This is a genomic window from Undibacterium sp. GW821-FHT07F11, assembly GCF_059418665.1.
Genome location: NZ_JBWKQH010000023.1, coordinates 1 through 5,788, shown reverse-complemented (window position 1 = coordinate 5,788; position 5,788 = coordinate 1). Strand labels below are relative to the sequence as shown.

The 5,788-nt window shown below is 49.3% G+C and carries 2 tRNA genes and 3 rRNA genes; all 5 read left to right on the top strand.

The annotated features are described in order from the left end of the window. Positions 1-230: 230 nt before the first annotated feature. Positions 231-1,759: ribosomal RNA gene (locus AC07OI_RS29690) — 16S ribosomal RNA — on the top strand. A 112-nt stretch (positions 1,760-1,871) separates the two neighbouring features. Further along, positions 1,872-1,948 (top strand) — tRNA-Ile (locus tag AC07OI_RS29685). Between the two features lie 130 nt (positions 1,949-2,078). Further along, positions 2,079-2,154: transfer RNA gene (locus AC07OI_RS29680), tRNA-Ala, on the top strand. A gap of 388 nt (positions 2,155-2,542) precedes the next feature. Continuing rightward, positions 2,543-5,418 (top strand): 23S ribosomal RNA (locus tag AC07OI_RS29675). A 238-nt stretch (positions 5,419-5,656) separates the two neighbouring features. Beyond that, positions 5,657-5,769, top strand: a 5S ribosomal RNA gene (rrf, locus tag AC07OI_RS29670). Together the 16S, 23S and 5S rRNA genes with 2 tRNA genes alongside form the textbook arrangement of a ribosomal RNA operon. Positions 5,770-5,788: the final 19 nt, after the last annotated feature.

Genomic DNA, 5,788 nt, shown 5'->3' with positions numbered 1-5,788 from the left:
AGAAAAGATTTCAGTTCTTTAACAATTAACAGTCAATAAATGTGGGCACTTGGTGAAGCGCACCAACTAACTTAGGTTAGTTGGAAATGCTTAAATAATATAGCAAGTGTTCACAAGAAATAACAAAGCAAGACGATCTTCTAGCAATAGGAGATTGAACTGTCAGTATTTTGAGTGAGCGATGTGTCAGTCACATGACACAGTTCAGAAATGAACACAAAACAGAGATTAAACTGAAGAGTTTGATCCTGGCTCAGATTGAACGCTGGCGGCATGCCTTACACATGCAAGTCGAACGGCAGCGCGGGGCAACCTGGCGGCGAGTGGCGAACGGGTGAGTAATATATCGGAACATACCCTAGAGTGGGGGATAACGTAGCGAAAGTTACGCTAATACCGCATACGATCTGAGGATGAAAGCGGGGGATCGCAAGACCTCGTGCTCATGGAGTGGCCGATATCTGATTAGCTAGTTGGTAGGGTAAAAGCCTACCAAGGCGACGATCAGTAGCTGGTTTGAGAGAACGACCAGCCACACTGGAACTGAGACACGGTCCAGACTCCTACGGGAGGCAGCAGTGGGGAATTTTGGACAATGGGGGCAACCCTGATCCAGCAATGCCGCGTGAGTGAAGAAGGCCTTCGGGTTGTAAAGCTCTTTTGTCAGGGAAGAAACGGTGAGTTCTAATACAACTTGCTAATGACGGTACCTGAAGAATAAGCACCGGCTAACTACGTGCCAGCAGCCGCGGTAATACGTAGGGTGCAAGCGTTAATCGGAATTACTGGGCGTAAAGCGTGCGCAGGCGGTTTTATAAGTCTGATGTGAAATCCCCGGGCTCAACCTGGGAACTGCATTGGAGACTGTAAGGCTAGAGTGTGTCAGAGGGGGGTAGAATTCCACGTGTAGCAGTGAAATGCGTAGATATGTGGAGGAATACCGATGGCGAAGGCAGCCCCCTGGGATAACACTGACGCTCATGCACGAAAGCGTGGGGAGCAAACAGGATTAGATACCCTGGTAGTCCACGCCCTAAACGATGTCTACTAGTTGTCGGGTCTTAATTGACTTGGTAACGCAGCTAACGCGTGAAGTAGACCGCCTGGGGAGTACGGTCGCAAGATTAAAACTCAAAGGAATTGACGGGGACCCGCACAAGCGGTGGATGATGTGGATTAATTCGATGCAACGCGAAAAACCTTACCTACCCTTGACATGGAAGGAATCCCGAAGAGATTTGGGAGTGCTCGAAAGAGAACCTTTACACAGGTGCTGCATGGCTGTCGTCAGCTCGTGTCGTGAGATGTTGGGTTAAGTCCCGCAACGAGCGCAACCCTTGTCATTAGTTGCTACGAAAGGGCACTCTAATGAGACTGCCGGTGACAAACCGGAGGAAGGTGGGGATGACGTCAAGTCCTCATGGCCCTTATGGGTAGGGCTTCACACGTCATACAATGGTACATACAGAGGGCCGCCAACCCGCGAGGGGGAGCTAATCCCAGAAAGTGTATCGTAGTCCGGATTGTAGTCTGCAACTCGACTACATGAAGTTGGAATCGCTAGTAATCGCGGATCAGCATGTCGCGGTGAATACGTTCCCGGGTCTTGTACACACCGCCCGTCACACCATGGGAGCGGGTTCTGCCAGAAGTAGTTAGCTTAACCGCAAGGAGGGCGATTACCACGGCAGGGTTCGTGACTGGGGTGAAGTCGTAACAAGGTAGCCGTATCGGAAGGTGCGGCTGGATCACCTCCTTTCTAGAGTAGCGCGTAGTTAAGTGTCCACACTTATTGACTGTTAATGATAATGAACAGAGAACGGTTTGCGTCGGGGTAGCAATGACCGGACAGCGACTGAAGGTTCAGTAGCGGGTCTGTAGCTCAGTTGGTTAGAGCACCGTGTTGATAACGCGGGGGTCGTTGGTTCGAGCCCAACCAGACCCACCAAATCGATCAAACGAAAGTACAAACCTACTTTCGTTTGGGATAGATGGCTAAAAATGACTGGCGAAGCCAGATAATTTTTAGAAGTAAAAGCGACGCAAAAGCGGCGGTTTTACAGGTAGTGGATCCTAATGGGGGATTAGCTCAGCTGGGAGAGCACCTGCTTTGCAAGCAGGGGGTCGTCGGTTCGATCCCGTCATCCTCCACCAAGAAATCGCAAACCTAAGTCAGTGCAGCAGTTAGCACCGAGGTTTAGGTTTGTACTTTCAAAGCGAAAGACATAGTAATAAGTAGTTCTCGTTCTTTAACAATTTAGAAGAAGTAAAGTAGAAATAATCAAAATTATTTCTGTAAAGAGAAGTCAGTAACGACAGTTGCTGATGGAAATTATGGAAGGGTTGTGATTGTATCGAACAAACAATGTATTAAAAGCGAGTTTGAAAAAGCTGTCGAAAGACAAGTTTTAGAAAAAATCAAATTCCTTGAGATACGGCAAACGCTAAAGTAATACTCATAAGTAGTAAAGAACTATAACCGGTTTTTGGTGATGAACCTTGATCAAGCAATTGATGAAGACACCAGAAGCTAAAGTTATAGGGACAAGTGACTAAGTGCACATGGTGGATGCCTTGGCGATATCAGGCGATGAAGGACGTAGTAGCTTGCGATAAGCTGCGGGGAGTGAGCAAACACACATTGATCCGCAGATTTCCGAATGGGGAAACCCGGCCGTAAGGTCATTGCATACTGAATACATAGGTATGCAAAGCGAACGTGGCGAACTGAAACATCTAAGTAGCTACAGGAAAAGAAATCAACCGAGATTCCCAAAGTAGTGGCGAGCGAAATGGGAAGAGCCTGCAAGATTTAGCATCTTTAATAGTAGAACGGATTGGAAACTCCGGCCATAGAGGGTGATAGCCCCTTATACGAAATTATCGGTGTGGAACTAAGTTTGCGACAAGTAGGGCGGGACACGAGAAATCCTGTCTGAACATGGGGGGACCATCCTCCAAGGCTAAATACTCGATATCGACCGATAGTGAACCAGTACCGTGAGGGAAAGGCGAAAAGAACCCCGGGAGGGGAGTGAAATAGAACCTGAAACCGTGTGCATACAAACAGTAGGAGCGGACTTGTTCCGTGACTGCGTACCTTTTGTATAATGGGTCAGCGACTTACATTCAGTGGCAAGGTTAACCGCATAGGGAAGCCGTAGAGAAATCGAGTCCGAATAGGGCGAATCAGTCGCTGGGTGTAGACCCGAAACCAAGTGATCTACTCATGGCCAGGTTGAAGGTGCGGTAACACGCACTGGAGGACCGAACCCACTAATGTTGAAAAATTAGGGGATGAGCTGTGGGTAGGGGTGAAAGGCTAAACAAACTTGGAAATAGCTGGTTCTCTCCGAAAACTATTTAGGTAGTGCCTCTTGTATCACCGTCGGGGGTAGAGCACTGTTATGGCTAGGGGGTCATCGCGACTTACCAAACCATTGCAAACTCCGAATACCGACGAGTGCGAGCAAGGGAGACAGACATCGGGTGCTAACGTCCGGTGTCAAGAGGGAAACAACCCAGACCGCCAGCTAAGGTCCCAAAGTATAGCTAAGTGGAAAACGAAGTGGGAAGGCTAAAACAGTCAGGAGGTTGGCTTAGAAGCAGCCACCCTTTAAAGAAAGCGTAATAGCTCACTGATCGAGTCGTCCTGCGCGGAAGATGTAACGGGGCTAAGCTATACACCGAAGCTGCGGATATCCATTTATGGATATGGTAGGAGAGCGTTCTGTAAGCCTGCGAAGGTGTCTTGTAAAGGATGCTGGAGGTATCAGAAGTGCGAATGCTGACATGAGTAGCGATAATGGGGGTGAAAAGCCTCCACGCCGTAAGCCCAAGGTTTCCTGTTCAACGTTCATCGGAGCAGGGTGAGTCGGCCCCTAAGGCGAGGCAGAGATGCGTAGCTGATGGGAAGCAGGTTAATATTCCTGCACCGTCGTATGATGCGATGGGGGGACGGATCGCGGAAGGTTGTCCGACTGTTGGAATAGTCGGTTTTTAACCTGGAGAAGGCTGTTAGGCAAATCCGGCAGCGTAATTCAAGGGGTTGAGACGAGTGAATTTATTCACGAAGCAATCGGAAGTGGTTCCAAGAAAAGCCTCTAAGCTTCAGTCATACGAGACCGTACCGCAAACCGACACAGGTGGGCGAGATGAGTATTCTAAGGCGCTTGAGAGAACTCGGGAGAAGGAACTCGGCAAATTGGTACCGTAACTTCGGGATAAGGTACGCCCTTGTAGTTTGACTGCCCTGCGGCAGAAGGACGAAGGGGTTGCAATAAACTGGTGGCTGCGACTGTTTAATAAAAACACAGCACTCTGCAAACACGAAAGTGGACGTATAGGGTGTGACGCCTGCCCGGTGCTGGAAGATTAAATGATGGGGTGCAAGCTCTTGATTGAAGTCCCAGTAAACGGCGGCCGTAACTATAACGGTCCTAAGGTAGCGAAATTCCTTGTCGGGTAAGTTCCGACCTGCACGAATGGCGTAACGATGGCCACACTGTCTCCTCCCGAGACTCAGCGAAGTTGAAATGTTTGTGATGATGCAATCTACCCGCGGCTAGACGGAAAGACCCCATGAACCTTTACTGTAGCTTTGCATTGGACTTTGAATCGATCTGTGTAGGATAGGTGGGAGGCTTTGAAGCGTGGACGCCAGTTTGCGTGGAGCCATCCTTGAAATACCACCCTGGTTTATTTGAGGTTCTAACCTTGGCCCGTTATCCGGGTCGGGGACAGTGCATGGTAGGCAGTTTGACTGGGGCGGTCTCCTCCCAAAGTGTAACGGAGGAGTTCGAAGGTACGCTAGGTACGGTCGGACATCGTGCTAATAGTGCAATGGCATAAGCGTGCTTAACTGCGAGACTGACAAGTCGAGCAGGTACGAAAGTAGGACATAGTGATCCGGTGGTTCTGTATGGAAGGGCCATCGCTCAACGGATAAAAGGTACTCTGGGGATAACAGGCTGATTCCTCCCAAGAGTTCATATCGACGGGGGAGTTTGGCACCTCGATGTCGGCTCATCACATCCTGGGGCTGTAGCCGGTCCCAAGGGTATGGCTGTTCGCCATTTAAAGTGGTACGTGAGCTGGGTTTAAAACGTCGTGAGACAGTTTGGTCCCTATCTGCCGTGGGCGTTGGAAGTTTGAAGGGGGCTGCTCCTAGTACGAGAGGACCGGAGTGGACGAACCTCTGGTGTATCGGTTGTCACGCCAGTGGCATTGCCGAGTAGCTATGTTCGGAAGAGATAACCGCTGAAAGCATCTAAGCGGGAAACTCGCCTTAAGATGAGACTTCCCAGAGACTTGATCTCTTTAAAGGGTCGTTCGAGACCAGGACGTTGATAGGCTGGGTGTGGAAGTGCAGTAATGCATTAAGCTAACCAGTACTAATTGCCCGTAAGGCTTGTCCCTATAACCTTAGCAGGTTATAAACTGCGACAAGTATTGTGAAGTGTTTGCGAAAAGGGAGTTCGGAAGAATTCCACTTGTTCGACAACAGTCACAACCACTACCTCAAGCGATGGTCTCGCTTGGGGTAACAAAAAACTTGATTAGTGCGAATAAGATCGCACACTCTACGACACTTCTTCTGAATTGGACTTTTTGTATCCGCCAGAACAACGGCAATACACGCAGTCAACAAGTTATGCCTGATGACCATAGCTAATCGGTACCACCCCTTCCCATCCCGAACAGGACCGTGAAACGATTACGCGCCAATGATAGTGCTGCAACCAGTGTGAAAGTAGGTTATCGTCAGGCTTTTATTCCGCATACCCCC